At 70.9% G+C, this 15,205-nt stretch carries 14 protein-coding genes and 1 pseudogene; 9 read left to right on the top strand and 6 right to left on the bottom strand.

Going from position 1 to position 15,205, the window contains the following annotated elements:
* Positions 1–191: 191 nt before the first annotated feature.
* A complete protein-coding gene (locus IE262_RS21245) occupies positions 192–2,462 on the top strand; it encodes an MMPL family transporter (protein WP_189875645.1) in 2,271 nt (756 codons plus the stop codon).
* Between the two features lie 149 nt (positions 2,463–2,611).
* Here IE262_RS21245 and IE262_RS21240 read toward each other — a convergent pair whose 3' ends face one another.
* Complete coding sequence (locus tag IE262_RS21240; RefSeq protein WP_189875643.1) at positions 2,612–2,959, bottom strand: SsgA family sporulation/cell division regulator; 348 nt, start codon at positions 2,957–2,959, stop codon at positions 2,612–2,614.
* A 288-nt stretch (positions 2,960–3,247) separates the two neighbouring features.
* Between IE262_RS21240 and IE262_RS21235 the strand changes: the two genes are divergently transcribed.
* Genes IE262_RS21235 through IE262_RS21225 form a run of 3 tightly spaced genes read left to right on the top strand, consistent with a single transcriptional unit; the run spans position 3,248 to position 5,851 of the window.
* The gene (locus IE262_RS21235) at positions 3,248–4,306 is read left to right on the top strand and encodes an energy-coupling factor ABC transporter permease (protein ID WP_189875641.1); all 1,059 of its coding nucleotides are present in this window, start codon (positions 3,248–3,250) and stop codon (positions 4,304–4,306) included.
* 1 nt (position 4,307) lies between these two features.
* The gene (cbiQ, locus tag IE262_RS21230) at positions 4,308–5,069 is read left to right on the top strand and encodes a cobalt ECF transporter T component CbiQ (RefSeq protein WP_134038832.1); all 762 of its coding nucleotides are present in this window, start codon (positions 4,308–4,310) and stop codon (positions 5,067–5,069) included.
* 11 nt (positions 5,070–5,080) lie between these two features.
* On the top strand, positions 5,081–5,851 hold the full coding sequence (locus tag IE262_RS21225; RefSeq protein ID WP_189875639.1) for an energy-coupling factor ABC transporter ATP-binding protein: 771 nt from the start codon (positions 5,081–5,083) through the stop codon (positions 5,849–5,851).
* A gap of 117 nt (positions 5,852–5,968) precedes the next feature.
* On the opposite strand, the gene IE262_RS21220 is transcribed toward IE262_RS21225, so the two are convergent.
* Positions 5,969–6,601 (bottom strand): class I SAM-dependent methyltransferase, encoded by a 633-nt coding sequence (locus IE262_RS21220; RefSeq protein ID WP_134038833.1) that lies wholly within the window; start codon positions 6,599–6,601, stop codon positions 5,969–5,971.
* Positions 6,602–6,635: 34 nt separating this feature from the next.
* Positions 6,636–8,108 carry an MFS transporter gene (locus IE262_RS21215; RefSeq protein ID WP_189875637.1) on the bottom strand — a complete coding sequence of 491 codons (1,473 nt, stop codon included), beginning with the start codon at positions 8,106–8,108 and terminating at the stop codon, positions 6,636–6,638.
* A gap of 127 nt (positions 8,109–8,235) precedes the next feature.
* On the opposite strand from IE262_RS21215, the gene IE262_RS21210 reads away from it, so the two are divergent.
* From IE262_RS21210 to IE262_RS21200, 3 genes are all read left to right on the top strand, one after another.
* Positions 8,236–8,811 carry an XRE family transcriptional regulator gene (locus tag IE262_RS21210; RefSeq protein ID WP_268249575.1) on the top strand — a complete coding sequence of 192 codons (576 nt, stop codon included), beginning with the start codon at positions 8,236–8,238 and terminating at the stop codon, positions 8,809–8,811.
* Between the two features lie 131 nt (positions 8,812–8,942).
* A complete protein-coding gene (locus IE262_RS21205; RefSeq protein WP_189875633.1) occupies positions 8,943–9,494 on the top strand; it encodes a YbaK/EbsC family protein in 552 nt (183 codons plus the stop codon).
* Positions 9,491–10,339: an EamA family transporter gene (locus tag IE262_RS21200; protein ID WP_189875631.1), complete on the top strand. Its 849-nt coding sequence runs from the start codon at positions 9,491–9,493 to the stop codon at positions 10,337–10,339. The genes IE262_RS21205 and IE262_RS21200 overlap by 4 nt, the downstream gene beginning before the upstream one ends.
* Here the strand turns inward: IE262_RS21200 and IE262_RS21195 are convergent.
* Complete coding sequence (locus IE262_RS21195) at positions 10,336–10,722, bottom strand: AQJ64_40280 family protein (protein WP_189875629.1); 387 nt, start codon at positions 10,720–10,722, stop codon at positions 10,336–10,338. The two genes, IE262_RS21200 and IE262_RS21195, sit on opposite strands and share 4 nt — an antisense overlap.
* 190 nt (positions 10,723–10,912) lie before the next feature.
* On the opposite strand from IE262_RS21195, the gene IE262_RS21190 reads away from it, so the two are divergent.
* A complete protein-coding gene (locus tag IE262_RS21190) occupies positions 10,913–11,188 on the top strand; it encodes a DUF1876 domain-containing protein (RefSeq protein ID WP_134038838.1) in 276 nt (91 codons plus the stop codon).
* A gap of 68 nt (positions 11,189–11,256) precedes the next feature.
* A pseudogene (locus IE262_RS39560) lies at positions 11,257–11,376 on the top strand (FAD-binding protein); the annotation flags it as partial.
* Between the two features lie 253 nt (positions 11,377–11,629).
* Here IE262_RS39560 and IE262_RS21185 read toward each other — a convergent pair.
* Together IE262_RS21185 and IE262_RS21180 are read right to left on the bottom strand one after the other, a co-directional pair.
* Positions 11,630–13,375, bottom strand: a complete 1,746-nt coding sequence (locus IE262_RS21185) for a penicillin-binding transpeptidase domain-containing protein (protein ID WP_189875627.1) — start codon at positions 13,373–13,375, stop codon at positions 11,630–11,632.
* A 101-nt stretch (positions 13,376–13,476) separates the two neighbouring features.
* Entirely contained in the window at positions 13,477–15,135 is a 1,659-nt protein-coding gene (locus IE262_RS21180) for a penicillin-binding transpeptidase domain-containing protein (protein WP_189875625.1), read from the bottom strand.
* Between the last annotated feature and the right edge of the window lie 70 nt (positions 15,136–15,205).

The following is a 15,205-nucleotide window of genomic DNA, read 5'->3' as shown; positions in this document are numbered from 1 at the left end:
CCCCGAAGTCACTGCCTGGCCGGCAGCTGAGTACCACCTGACGCGACCGCTCACGTCGTCGGGCTGATCAGCCCTGTCCCCGCACGGGCACACCGACCCCGCCTCCCCGCGAGTCGATCACCCCTGCCCTCGTACGGGCTGATCTCCCCTGCCCGCATGCTCATCCACGACCTGAACGGGAGTACGCCCCCGTGGCCACATTCCTCTACAAACTCGGCCGACTCGCCTTCCGGCGACGGCATTTCGTCGCCCTGATCTGGGTGGCCCTGCTGACGCTCGCGGGCGTCGGCGCCGCCTCCGCGCCCCCCGCGGGCTCCACGTCCTTCTCCATCCCCGGCACCGAGGCGCAGAAGGCGTTCGACCTGCTGGAACAGCGCTTCCCCGGCTCCAGTGCCGACGGTGCGACCGCGCGTGTCGTGTTCAAGGCGCCCTCGGGCGAGAAGATGACGGACGCCGGCAACAAGGCGGCCGTCGAGCAGACGGTCAAGGAACTGGGCACCGGCTCCGAAGTCACCTCCGTCAGCGACCCGTATCTGACCCGCTCGGTCTCGCAGGACGGGACCATCGCGTACGCGCAGGTGGGATACAAGGTCGCCGGCATGGAACTGGAGGATGCGTCGCGGGACGCCCTGGAGAAGGCCGCGCAGAACGCGCGTGACACCGGGCTGACCGTCGAGGTGGGCGGTGACGCGCTGCAAGCGGCGCCCTCGACCGGGACCACGGAGATCATCGGCATCGCGGTCGCCGCGGTCGTCCTAGTCGTCACCCTCGGTTCGCTCGTGGCGGCCGGGCTGCCGCTGCTGACCGCCGTGATCGGTGTGGGCATCGGCGTCGCGTCGATCATGGCGCTGGCGAGCACACTGGATCTGGGCTCCACCACCTCCACCCTGGCCGCGATGCTCGGCCTCGCCGTCGGCATCGACTACGCCCTGTTCATCGTCTCCCGTTACCGCGGCGAACTGGCCGAGGGCCACGACCGCGAGGAGGCGGTCGGCCGGGCCGCCGGCACCGCGGGCTCGGCGGTGGTCTTCGCGGGCCTCACGGTCGTGATCGCGCTGGCCGGTCTGTCGGTCGTCCAGGTCCCGATGCTGACGAAGATGGGCCTCGCGGCGGCGGGCACGGTCGCCGTCGCCGTCCTCATCGCGCTGACGATGACCCCGGCGCTCCTCGGTTACGCGGGCCGCAGGATCCAGCCCGCGGGCAGGAAGGCCCGGTGGATGGGCGGCGGCCGGGCCGAGAAGAAGGCTGCCGACACCCAGGGGGACGTGTCGAAACCGGTCAAGCCGAAGCTGGGCGCCCGCTGGGCCGGCTTCGTCGTGCGCCGTCCCGTCGCCGTCCTCCTCGTCGGCATCGTCGGCCTGGGCGCGGTCGCCGTCCCGGCGAGCGACCTGGAACTGGGTCTCCCGGACGACGGCTCCCAGCCCACCTCCACGACCCAGCGCCGCGCGTACGACCTGCTGTCCGAGGGATTCGGTCCCGGCTTCAACGGTCCGCTGATGGTCGTGGTCGACGCGAAGTCCAGTGACGACCCCAAGGCCGCCGTCACGGACGTGTCCGACACGGTCAAGGACATCAAGGGCGTCGTGTCGGTGAGCCCGGCGATGTTCAACAAGGCCGGGGACACCGCGATGCTCACGGTGATCCCGGACTCCAAGCCGTCCTCGGCGAAGACCGAGAACCTGGTGCACGAGATCCGTGCCGCCGGCGCGGACATCAGGACGGACACGCAGGCGAACGCCGTGGTGACGGGCACCACGGCGATGAACATCGACGTGTCCCAGAAGCTGAACGACGCGCTGATCCCTTACCTCGCGCTGGTGGTGGGCCTCGCCTTCCTCCTCCTCATCGTGGTCTTCCGCTCGATCCTGGTCCCGCTGAAGGCAGCCCTCGGCTTCCTGCTGAGCGTGCTGGCGGCGCTGGGCGCCGTGGTCGCGGTCTTCCAGTGGGGTTGGCTGGCGGGTGCGCTGGGCATCGAGGAGACCGGCCCGATCATGTCGATGATGCCGATCTTCATGGTGGGCATCGTCTTCGGCCTCGCGATGGACTACGAGGTCTTCCTCGTGACCCGCATGCGCGAGGCGTACGTCCACGGGGAGAAGCCCACCCAGGCGGTGGTCACCGGCTTCCAGCACGGCGCCCGGGTCGTCACGGCCGCGGCGGTCATCATGATGGCGGTCTTCGCGGGCTTCATCGGCTCCAGCGAGTCGATGGTCAAGATGATCGGCTTCGGCCTCGCCATCGCCGTCTTCTTCGACGCCGTCATCGTCCGCATGGCCATCGTCCCCGCGGTGCTCGCGCTGCTGGGCAAGAAGGCCTGGTGGCTCCCGAAGTGGCTGGACCGGGCGCTGCCGAACGTGGACGTCGAGGGTGAGGGCCTGCGCAAGGAATCCGAGCGCACCGGCTCCGGCTCCGAGGGCGGCGACGCGGACCCGGACGGGCAGCGGAAGCTGGCACATGTTTGAAGCGCCCGGTCTGACGCACCCGTTCTGACGCACACGTCTGACGTACGCGTCTGACGCGACGGCCACCGCAGTGGACCAGCCGGTGAGGGCTCCGTGGGGACGGGGCGCCCTCACCGGCTTCCTCGTCGTCGAGGACCGTCGAGGCGGTGTCAGGCGGTCCCCGTCATGTACGTCCGGCGGAGAAAGCGGATCAGGGTCTTCGCGTCGAACTGCATGACCTCCACGCCCTCGGCCGAGTGGAACTCCATGATCGCCTGGACGCGGCCGCAGGGCCACATGCTCACGGCGCCGCTGCTGGCGGGGGTGCGCAGGCCGCGTTCCATGAGGTCACGGGAGACCTGCCAGTCCTGGGGTCCCTCGTGGATACCGGGGAGGTTGACGTGGACGGAGCGCGGATCGGCCTCGGAGTCGTAGCGGAGGAGCACACGCACCGTGTCCTCGGACCCCACGGAGTCCGTGACGACGTGGGCTCGTGCGTACTGCTCGACAACGGACATCGGACGGCTCCCTTGCGCTGAGCGACCCAAGCGGAACATCCCGCGGGCGCGTTCCGCAGCTGCGATTCCGCTATTTGTCCAATGTCGCATATTTTGCGCAGCCCGGCCGGGGATGATCTTCGGGCGTGCAGGTTATTGGCTGCTGTGCGCTCTTGCGAAAGGTTCGCAACAAGGCTCTATCATCGTACGGTTCCAGCCGGCCCGCCGAACCGTACACAGCCGAGACAGCCGACACAGTCGACACCAGCCGATCGCGGCCCGACCCCGAGCAGGAGAGCGAGCCCTCCCATGCATGTGCCCGACGGATTCATCAACGCCCCCGTCTCGGCGGCCGCCGGAGTCGTCGCGGCGGGCGCCGTGGCCGTGAGCCTGCGCGGCGCCCGGCGTGAACTGGACGAGCGCACAGCACCGCTCGCCGGACTGGTCGCCGCGTTCGTCTTCGCCGCGCAGATGCTGAACTTCCCGGTCGCCGCGGGCACCAGCGGGCATCTGCTGGGCGGGGCGCTCGCCGCGATACTCGTGGGCCCCTTCACCGGCGTCCTGTGTCTGTCCGTCGTGCTGCTCATGCAGGGCATCCTGTTCGCCGACGGCGGCCTCACCGCGCTCGGCGTGAACATCACCGTGATGGGCGTCGTGACGACCGTCGTCGGGTACGCCGTCTTCCGCGCCCTGGTGAAGGTCCTGCCGAAGAAGCGGCCCTCCATCACCGTCTCGGCCTTCGTCGCCGCCCTGCTCTCCGTGCCCGCGGCCGCCGCCGCCTTCACGCTCGTCTACGCCGTCGGCGGCACCACGGACGTACCGATCGGGCAGGTCCTCACCGCGATGGTCGGCGTCCACCTCCTCATCGGCATCGGCGAGGCCACCATCACCGCGCTCACGGTCGGCGCCGTCATCGCCGTACGGCCGGACCTGGTGTACGGCGCCCGCGGCCTGACCGCTCCGCTGAAGCTGCGGGTGAACGGCGAACTCGTCGACGCCCCGGCCGCCGAGCCCGTGCCCGTCGCGGCACGATCCCCTCGCAAACTGCTGCTCGCCGGCCTCGTCACCTCCCTCCTCCTCGCCGGATTCGTCAGCTTCTACGCCTCCGCCAACCCCGACGGCCTGGAGAAGGTGGCCGCCGACAAGGGCATCGACGCCAAGGCCGAGGACCACGCGGCCGCCGACTCCCCGCTGGCCGACTACGGCGTGCAGGGCATCACCGACAGCCGCCTCTCCGGCGGTCTCGCGGGCGTGATCGGCGTCGGCGTCACCGTCGTCGCCGGCACCGGCGTCTTCTGGGCCGTCCGCAGGCGCCGTACCGGCGGCACGTCTCCGGCGTCCACGTCCGACATCCCCGGGAACGCCTGACATGGGGGCGGGCCACGCGCACAAGCTCTACCGTCACGGGCACTCGCCCGTGCACGCCCTGCCGCCGCACACCAAGCTGACGGCCGTCTTCGCGTTCGTGGTGGTCGTGGTGTCCACGCCGCGTACCGCGGTCTGGGCGTTCGCGCTGTACGCGGCGCTGCTCGGCACGGTCGCGTACGCGGCCCGCGTGCCCGCCTCCTTCCTGCTGAAGAGGCTGCTGATCGAGATCCCGTTCGTGGCCTTCGCGGTCCTGATGCCGTTCGTGGCGCAGGGCGAGCGCGTCGACGTCCTCGGTGTGTCGCTGAGCGTGAACGGCCTGTGGGGCGCCTGGAACGTCCTCGCCAAGGGCACCCTGGGCGTCGCCGCCTCCGTCCTCCTCGCCGCCACCACCGAACTGCGCGAACTCCTCCTCGGGCTGCAACGGCTCCGCCTCCCCCCGCTCCTCGTCCAGATCGCGTCCTTCATGATCCGCTACGGCGACGTGATCACCGACGAGATGCGGCGGATGCGGATCGCGCGCGAGTCCCGCGGGTTCGAGGCCAGGGGCGTACGGCACTGGGGCGTGCTCGCCAAGTCCGCGGGCGCCCTCTTCATCCGCTCCTACGAGCGTGGCGAGCGCGTGCACCTGGCCATGATCAGCCGGGGGTACGCGGGCTCCATGCCCGTGATCGACGAGGTGACCGCGTCCCGGGCGCAGTGGTCGTACGCCCTCGCCCTCCCGTGCGCCGCCCTCGTCGTGTGTCTGTTGGGATGGTTCCTGTGACCTCATCATCCATGGCCACGGATTCCGTGACCCCCGTGCCCTCCCTCGAAGTGTCCGGGCTCGCGTTCGCCTATCCCGACGGCCACCAGGCCCTGTTCGGGGTGGACTTCAGCCTCGCCCGCGGTGAGCGGGTCGCGCTGCTCGGGCCGAACGGCGCGGGCAAGACCACGCTCGTGCTGCACCTCAACGGCATCCTCACCGCGGGCGCCGGCACGGTGAGGGTCGCCGGGCTCCCGGTCGGCAGGCAGCACATGGCCGAGATCCGGCGGCGCGTCGGCATCGTCTTCCAGGACCCGGACGACCAGCTGTTCATGCCGTCCGTACGGGAGGACGTGGCCTTCGGGCCCGCGGCGGCCGGGCTGAAGGGCGCCGAACTGGAGGCGCGCGTGGACCGGGCGCTGACGCGGGTCGGCATGGCGGAGTTCAAGGACCGTCCGCCGCACCACCTCTCCTTCGGACAGCGCCGCCGGGTGGCCGTGGCGACGGTGCTGGCGATGGAGCCGGAGATCCTCGTCCTGGACGAGCCGTCCTCGAACCTCGACCCCGCCTCCCGGCGCGAACTCGCCGACATCCTGCGGTCGTTGGACGTCACCGTCCTCATGGTCACGCACGACCTGCCCTACGCCCTCGAACTGTGCCCGCGCTCGCTGGTCCTCAGCGAGGGCGTGATCGCGGCGGACGGGAGGACCGGCGAACTCCTCGCGGACGACGACCTGATGCGCGCCCACCGTCTGGAGCTCCCCTTCGGCTTCGATCCGCGTTCCGTGAGCGTGGGCGCGTGAAGCAAGTTCTCGCGGCTGCGGCAACCGCCGGGGCACAGCGGTAGGACCTCGCCGCCGATGGACGCGACGGCTGCCCGGCTCGGGCGAGCCGGGCAGCCGTTACGGGCGGGTGTGTCGTCAGGGTGTCCGTCGCAGGGCGAGGACGTTGTCGGTGACGGTCGCGATCTGGCCCTGGGGGCCGGTGGCGGTGCGCTGGGGCGCGTGGCAGCGTTCGGTGTGCCAGCCGTCGCCGAGGCGCAGCGAGGCGAGGGATTCGGCGGGGGTGGGGAAGCGCACGTCCTGGCCGGCCTGCCAGGACCAGGGCGCCACGGAGGCGTGCTCCACGACGATCAGCAGGCCGCCGGGGGCGACCGCCTGCGCGGCGCGGTGCAGCACGAGGGCGCGGGGGATGTCGACGGGGGTGTGGAAGTAGGCGGCGCTCACCAGGTCGAACTGCCCCTCGGGGAAGGACTCGGCCAGGTCGTGGCGAGCCGGGTGCACCCGGTCGGACACGCCGGTGGCCCTGGCCCCCGCGGCCACGCGGTCGAGGGCGGTCTGCGCGACGTCGACGGCGGTGACGTCCCAGCCGTGGGTGGCGAGCCAGATCGCGTCGCCGCCGTGCCCGCAGCCCAGGTCCAGGGCCGTGCCGGGCGCGGGCGTGAGGGCAGTGACAAGATCCTTGAGGACGGCGTTGGGCCGGGTGCCCCACTGGTCGTCGAGGCGGGAGTAGTGGTTCTCCCAGAAGGTCGCGGACTTGCCGGCGTTGGTCATCTGCGGGTCCTGTTCTGCGGGTGGTGGTGGTTGGTCAGGCGGCGGACGCCGAGGGGCCGGCGCCGCGCTGGGTACGGACGAGGAGGCCGACGGCGGCCAGGGCGAGGGCGAACAGGACGGCGCTGGCGGTGAAGGCGACGCGGTAGCCGTGCACGTATCCGTCCAGCTGGACCGCCCGTGTCACCGTCCCGCCGTGGCCGGCCAGGAAGCCGGTGAGAGCGGAGATGTAGAGGGTGTTGAGCAGGGCCGGGCCGATCGCCCCGCCGACCTGCTGGGTCGTGCTGATCATGGCGCTGGCCACGCCCGTGTCGGAGGGGTCGACGGCCGACAGGGCGGTGTTGGGCAGGGCGACGAAGAAGACCCCCAGACCGAGCCCGGTCAGCACCATCGAGGGCAGCACCACGGGAAGATAGCCGCCCGTCGGCTGCACCAGGAGCAGCCACAGCGTCCCGGCCAGGGTCACCGCGATACCGACCGCCATGAGCGGCTTGGGGCCGAGCCGGGGGACCAGCGGGGCGCCGAAGGAGGCGGCGGCGATGATGCCCGCGCTGAACGGCAGGAAGGCCAGACCGGCGTGGAGCGGCTGGTAGCCGAGGTTGACCTGGAGGTAGTAGGTCAGGAACAGCAGCAGCCCGAACATGCCTGCCCCGGTGAGCAGGGAGGCGAGGAAGGCGCCCGCGCGGTCACGGTCGAGAACGACACGGAGCGGCAGCAGCGGGTGCGTCGTGCGCTGTTCGACGAGGACGAACGCGGCCAGCAGGACCAGGCCGGCGGCCAGCAGGAGCCAGGTGAGGATGGTGGTCCAGCCGGACTCGGCGGCGTGGGTGAAGCCCCACACCAGTGCGACGAGGCCGGTGGTGACCAGCACGGCGCCGGGGATGTCGTAGCGGCGCTCTCCCTCGGCGCGGCTCTCCCGGACGGTCGGAACGGCGGCCAGGGCCGCCGCCAGGGATATGGGGGCGTTCACGAACAGGCACCAGCGCCAGGTCGTGTACTCGGTCAGCACGCCGCCCGCGATCAGGCCGATGGCGCCGCCGGCGCCCTGCAACGCGCCGTACACACCGAACGCCTTGGCCCGCTCCCGGGCGTCGGTGAAGGTGACCGCGATCAGCGACAGCGCCGCGGGGGCGAGCAGTGCGGCGAAGACGCCCTGCAAGGCCCGTCCGGCGAACAGGGTCGCGCCGTCGGGGGCGATGCCCGCCAGCATGGAGGCGGCGGCGAATCCGACCAGTCCGATGAGGAAGACGCGCTTGCGGCCGACGAAGTCGACGATGCGTCCGCCGAGCAGCAGCAGACCACCGAAGGCCAGCGCGTACGCGGTCACTGCCCACTGCCGGTCCGCGTCGCTGATGCGCAGGTCGATCTGGGCCTGCGGGAGGGCGATGTTGATGACGGAGGCGTCCAGCACCACCATCAACGTGGCCACGGAGATCACGGTCAGGGCCTGCCAGCGCCGCGGATCCAGAGCGGGAGCGCCCTGGCTCGTGGCGTCGGTTCGCATGGTCATCGCAGTCCATTCCTCGTGCGAAGCAGGGATACGGGCAGGCAGTAAGTCGTCGGTCGCCGCCGGGACGACAGTGCGTCTCCTGCTGCCGCAGTTGCAAAGGCTCGTGCTGTTTCGGCAACCTGAAGGCGTGAGCCGCAGAACGAAGAAGGACGTCCTGGACGCGGTCGGCCCCCGGCTGCGCGAGCTGCGGCGCCGGCGCGGCATGACGCTCGCGGAACTCGCCGAGCGAACCGGGATCAACGAGAGCACCCTCTCCCGTCTCGAAGGCGGCACCCGCAAACCGACCCTCGAACTGCTGCTGTCGCTCGCCGAGGTCTACGCCATCCCCCTGGACCACCTCGTCGGCGCGCCCCGCACCGGGGACCCGCGCATCCACCTGCGCCCGGTGACCCGCGACGGCATGACCTACATACCGCTCAGCCACCCCGGCGGCGTCCAGGCCCACAAGCTCCTCATTCCGCCCAGGCCGGGCACAGAGCCCGAGCTGCGGACTCACGCGGGCTTCGAGTGGATCTACGTGCTCGCCGGGCGGCTAAGGCTGCTGCTGGGCGACCAGCGCCTGGTCCTCAAGCCCGGCGAAGCCGCCGAGTTCGACACTCATGTGCCGCACTGGCTCGGTCCCGACGACGACCAGACCGTCGAACTCCTCGTCCTGTTCGGGCACCAGGGCGAGCGGGCCCATCTCAAGGCCCGTACCACCTGAACGGGACGCCGGGTTCTGGACGTGCGCGAGCCGGCGCGCCAGAACAGGCCCGTGTGCAGTCAACCGCCGGCAGTCCGCCATCCCCTGGAACTCGGTCGCACGCTCCGTATACCTACCGCTACCGTGCCGCCATGACCGCTTCCGACGCCGCCTCTGTGTCCGCTTCAGCCGCTGCCGGTGCTTCAGCCGCTTCCGGTGCCTCGGGTGCTCACCCCCGATTCGCCGAGGCACTCACGGAGTTGGGGCTCGACGGGCTCCACGACCGGATCCGCCGCTTCCCGGACGCGACCCGTACCGCCGCCGAGGCCGCCGCCGCGGTCGGATGCGAACTCAGCCAGATCTGCAAGTCACTCGTGTTCGCGGCCGACGGGGTGCCCGTCCTGGTCCTCATGGACGGCGCCTCCCGCGTCGACGTGGAGCTCGTACGGAGCGAACTGGGCGCCGGGAAGGTGACCCGGGCCAAGGCGGACGTCGTACGGGAGACCACCGGGTACGCGATCGGCGGCGTGCCGCCCTTCGGGCACCGGACGAAGACCCGTGTGCTCGCCGACCGTTCACTGCTGGACCACGACACCGTGTGGGCCGCCGCGGGCACCCCGCACACCGTCTTCCCCATGGCTCCGAAGGAGTTGATCACGCACGCCGGCGCCACGCTCGTCGACGTGCGGGAGCAGACCGCGTGACACCGGCCGTGACCGCGGCCGTGCTGCTCGCCGCGGTCACCCACGCCAGCTGGAACGCCATCGCCCACCGCATCACCGACAAGCTGGTCGGCTTCACACTGATCGCGGGCGGTGGCGCGCTCATCGGGTTCGCCGCGATGCCGTTCGTACCGGTCCCGGCGGCCGGGGCGTGGCCGTATCTGATCGCGTCCGTGGTGATCCACCTCCTGTACTACGTGCTGCTGATGCGGTCGTTCCGGCTCGGCGACTTCGGGCAGGCGTATCCGATCGCTCGCGGGACCGCGCCGCTCGTGGTGACCCTGCTGGCGGCCGTGTTCGCCCACGAGGTGCCCGACGGCTGGGCGGCGGCCGGCATCGGGCTGAGCTGCGCCGGGCTGACGGGCGTGGCGCTGTGGGGCCTGCGCGGGAACCGTCCGCCCTGGGCGGCGATCGGCGCTGCCCTCGCCACGGGCCTGTCGATCGCGGCGTACACCGTGGTCGACGGCCTGGGCGTACGGGCCTCGGGGTCGTCCCTTGGCTATATCGCCTGGCTGATGGCGCTGGAGGGCGTGGCGCTCCCGGTGTACGCGGTGGCGTACCGCTGGCGCGGGGAGACCCTTCGGGTCCTCCGGCCGTTCGCCGCACTCGGGCTGCTAGGCGCCGCGCTGTCCGTGGTGGCGTACGGGCTGGTCCTGTGGGCCCAGACCCGGGCCGAGCTGGCGCCCGTCGCCGCGCTCCGCGAGTCCTCGATCATCGTCGGTTCGGCGATCGGCGCGGTGTTCTTCAGGGAGCGGTTCGGGGCGCCGCGGATCATGGCGGCGGGGCTGCTGGTGATCGGCATCGGGCTGATGCTGCGGGCGGGCTAGTCGGTGAGGGGACGAGCGCCCCACGCGTTCTGGAGAGCTGACTGCACGTCTTCCCCAAGAACGACGTGCGTCATCCCGCCCGGCAGGGTGGGCAACTCAGCCCAGTGAGTCACGGTTTCATCGCTGGTCAGGCCGTGCGGCAAACGGACAACCCCGTCGGAGTCCACGAAGCAGTCTCTGTGCTCCGCCCCGTCCTCACTCCAGTGCTGAGTCGTGAAGTACATCGGCCTCACCAGCCAGAACTCCTCACCCAGCGCCGTATCGGACTCAGTGGCGCTGTCAGCCGGATACCGGCCCGTGATCGCTGCGGCCACCGGTATACCGCTGGGAGGCAGCCTCTCGCGTACGTCCACCCACGTCACCACGGTGTTCAGACTGGTCATTGCCGCCCTTGCTCAGTCACTGGGCACATCGTCGTCTGCCAAGACGGCCCGGCGCCGGCGAAGGTTGCTTGAGCCGGAACCAGCACGGCACCAGGCGCGGGCCATGGCAGGGGGCGAGGACGAGCGCGAAGTCGTGCATCGGCGGGCGCGGAGGCGCACCCTGGAAGCAGCGGTTCCGGAGGTGATCGTCATGAAGCACACCACAGTCGGATGGCATGTCGAGCTGGAATTCGAGGAGGACGATCAGCGCACCAAGGCGGCGGCCCTCGTGCGGCTGCCCGACGGGAACGAGGTACGGGCCCACGGGTACGCCAGCCGCTACCGCACCGACACCAATCAGCCACGGGTCGGCGAGGAGATCGCCGGCGCCAGGGCCCTGAACGAACTCGCGATGAAGCTGCTCACCAAGGCACACGACGAGATCGACGAGGCGTCCGGCAGGACCTCGCACCCGATCGCGCTCTGAGCGCGGCCACGTGAGGCGCGTAAGCCGTGTGAGCCGAGACGTCACCGCACGGTCCGCTCGCCCCTGCCTTGCCGGAACGGCATGAGGTAGGGGGTGGGGCGGCCGGCCTCTCGGCCGCCCTGAACCTGGCACCGGTCCGCAGGTCGGTGCTGGTGATCGACGCGGGGGAACCGCGTACCGCTCCGGCGGTTGTGCTGGGAGTGCGTGCGCACCGCCTGGTGCCGTTCCCCGGGCAGCGACTGAGGCGTCCGGGGCCGGTCCCCGCGGTAGGGGTGTTTCGGGTATGGGCAGTCGAGGACCGGTCCGGCCGCGCGATCCGCCGGACCACCGCTTCCCTGGAGGGAGGCCGCATCCGCGAAGGCGGCACTGGCGCACGATTTCCTTGCCGGGGACAGGACGGGACGGGACGGGGCGGTGCGGCGGGGCGAGGAAAAGCTGCGGTCAGCTGCCCGCCCGCAGCAGCGCCGCCACGATCGGACCGGCCGACTTACCACCGCGGCCGCCCTGCTGGACCACACCCGCCGACGCGAGGTCACCCTTCCACGCGGTGAACCAGCCGTTGGGCTTCTTCTGCCCGTCGACCTCCGCGGAGCCGGTCTTCGCACCGAAGTCGGGGCCCAGCCCTGCCATCACCTCCGCCGCCGAACCCGCGGCCGCCGTGTACTGGAGGAGTTCACGGAGCTGCGTCTGCACCTTCGACGACATCGTGCGCGACGCGGTCGCGAGCGAGCGGTCGTCCACCGACGGAGCGACCAGGTAGGGCTGCTTGAAGACGCCCGTCTTGGCGGTGGCGACCACGGACGCCATGTTCAGCGGGTTCATCCGCACCCCGCCCTGCCCGATCAGCGACGCCGCCATCTGGGCGTCACTCTGCACCGGCACCGCACCGTCGAACGTCGGCACCCCGACGGACCAGTTGTTCAGGCCGAGCCCGAAGACCTGCTGGGTCTCCTTCGTCAGCGAGTCGTTGTCCAGCTTCTTGGCCTGCGAGATGAAGGCCGTGTTGCAGGAGGCCCCGAAGCTCGCCTTGAACGTGCCACCGTCGATCTTGAACTTGTCGACGTTCTGGAACTTCCAGCCGCCGTACGTCTCGTACTTGGGACAGGGGTGGGGCTTGTCCGACGAGGCGAGGCCCTTCTCGATGAGCAGGGCGGACGTCACGATCTTCATCGTGGAGCCGGGCGCGAGTGAGCCCTGGAAGGCCACGTTGAAGTTCGGGTTGGAGTTCGCCACGGCCAGGATCTCGCCGGTCGACGGGCGCAGCAGCACGACCGAGGCCCCCTTCTTCGCCGACACCTGCTGCTCGGCGGTCTTCTGGAGGCTCGGGCTGAGGGTGGTCTTCAGGGTTCCGGGCGTGCCCTTGCTCAGCTCCAGGAGTGTCTTGTCCGGGACCTTCTTGTCGGCGTCCTCGTTCTTGGAGGTATTGGAGACCGTCGAGGCCTTGGACGCGTCCGTCGACTTCGAGGACTCCGACGACTTCGCGCGAACCACCCGCAGTTCGATCCCCGCCTTACCGCCCGCCTCCTTGCCGTACTTCTCGCGCAGCCCGTCCAGCACGGTCCCCAGAGACGGGTACTCGGCGGCCGTCAGCTCGCCGCCGTCCCGGTCGAGCGCCTTCACCGGAGGCGTGCCCGCCTCACCTGTCACCAGCCGGTCGCCCTCACCGAGGTCCGGGTGGACCACCGACGGCTTCCAGCCGACCAGCGGCTTGCCGTCCTTGGCATTCCGTACGACGGTCAGGGACGACTCGTACGCCAGCGGCTTGTCGGCGGTGCCCTTGTAGGACACCGTGCCCTTCACCGAGAAGGCGACCGCGTCGCCGGAGCGCTTGCCGGGGGTGAGGGTCACATCGGTGATGTGCCCGTCCTCGCTGAAGCCGGTCAGCGCGGCCTTCGCGGCCACCGCGTCGTCGGTGGCGGCCGCCGCCTTCGTGACGGAGCCGCCCTGCCAGGCGGTGAGGAACGTCGTGGCGGCGGTGCGGACCTCGGCCGCCGACAGGGGGCCGGTCTTCACCGCATCGGCACCGGAAGCCGAGGACGACCCGTCCTCCGCCACCGCGCCACCGCCGAACAGGGCGTACGCGCCGACCGCGCCGCCGCCGACGACCACGGCGGCGATCAGCCCACCCACCACGAGCGGGCGGTTGTTGCTGCTGTTTTCCTCGGCGACACGCCTTCTCTTGCCCACAGCCCTACGTTCCTCCGCTGTACCCAGGCCCCCGCTGCCCTCACGCTCCTCAAACGAGAACGACAGCACCACCCTAGAGTCCCGCTGTGACAGCTGTGACGTCAGCCGGCAACTCGTAGCACGCTTGCGACAATCGGACCGGCCGCGTCGCCGCCGTGACCGCCCTCCTGGGTCATGGCCGCGGCCGCGACGTCCCCCCGGTAGCCGGTGAACCAGCTGTTGGACACCGCCTGCCCGTCGACCTCGGCGGAGCCGGTCTTCGCGCCGATGCTGCCGCCGAGCCCGGACATCGCGGTGGCGGCGGTGCCGCTGGTCGCGGTCCGGTTCATCATCTGGCGCAGTTGCTGGACGGTACTCGCGGACAGGCCCTTGGCGGTGGCCAGTTGGCGGTCGTCGAGCCGTGGCGAGACGATGACCGGCTGGCGGAAGCTGCCCGTCATGGCGGTCGCCGTGACGGAGGCCATGTTCAGCGGGCTCATCTGCACCTGGCCCTGGCCGATCATGTTGGCCGCCGTGTCCGGGCCGCCGGAGGCGGGGACCGATCCGTCGAAGGAGGGGATGCCGACCTTCCAGTCGTCCCGGCCGAGCCCGAAGCGTTCCTTGGCCTCCTTCGTCAGCGAGTCGACCTCCAGATCGTCCGCGTACTTCACGAACGCCGTGTTGCAGGAGCGCGCGAAGCTCTCGGAGAGGGTGGCGTTCTCGTTCGGGTCCATGCCGTCGATGTTCTTGAAGGTCTGGCTCTGCCAGGCGGCGGTGGGCGGGCAGGGGGCCGGGCCCGTCGCTGTCGTGATCCCGTTGTCGATGAGCATGGCGGCGCTGATGATCTTCATCGTCGATCCCGGGGCCAGCTTGCCGAGGAAGGCCGCGTTGAAGCCGTCCTCGCGGTGGTTGGCGACGGCCAGCACCTCGCCCGTGCTCGGCTTCACGGCCACCACCGACGACTCGGGGAACTTCGCGACCGCCTTCTCGGCCGCCGCCTGCGCGGTGGCGCTGAGCGTCGTCCGCAACTCGCCGGCCCTGCCTTTGGCGAGGGTCACCAGCGTCGTGTCACCCTCGCCCTGTCCGTCGCCCTGTCCGTCGCCCTGCCCCCCGCCGGTGTGCCGCACCGACAGCTCGACGCCGGGCTCGCCGCCCGCCTGGTCGCCGTACTTGTCCCGCAGGGCGTCCAGGATCGGCCCGAGGGAGGGGTACTTCTCCTTGCTGAGCTCGACGCCGTCGCGGTCCACGGCCCTGATCGGCGGGGCCGAGGCCTCACCCGTGACCAGGGTGTCGCCCTTGCGCAGCTCCGGGTGCACCACGGACGGCTGCCAGTCCACGAGTGCCTTGCCGGTCGTCTTCCCGCGCACCACGGTCAGTTCACTGTCGTACGCGAGCGGCTCGCTCTTCCCCTCGTACGCCACCGTGGCCTTGACGGAGAACGGTACGGTCCGGCCGGACGTCGTCCCCGGCGTGATCGTCACGTCACGTATGTGCGCATCGTCGCGGTAGGCGGCCAGCAGCCCCTCGGCCCCCTCCTCGTAATTCGTGTACGACGCGGCCTCGGCGGCCTGCCCCTTCTCCCAGGCGGCGAAGAACTTCCGCGTCGTCTCCTGGACCTCGTCCCGGCTCGGCGGCCCGGTCCTCACCACGGGTGTCCCGGCCGAGCCCGAACCCCCGTCGCCGCTCAACGCGGTCACGAAGTTGTACGCCCCGTACCCGGCACCCCCCACCATCACGGCGAACACCCCACCGACGACGGCGGCCTTTGCCCCCTTGCGCATCGCGCGCTCCCTCCCCGTTGGCGCCCTGTAGGCGGCACCCCCTGAGACCGTTTCTGAACGTGTTCAGAAA

The organism is Streptomyces bluensis, from assembly GCF_014650715.1.
In the GTDB taxonomy this organism is placed as follows: domain Bacteria; phylum Actinomycetota; class Actinomycetes; order Streptomycetales; family Streptomycetaceae; genus Streptomyces; species Streptomyces bluensis.
This window is presented reverse-complemented; position numbering and strand designations above follow the sequence as displayed.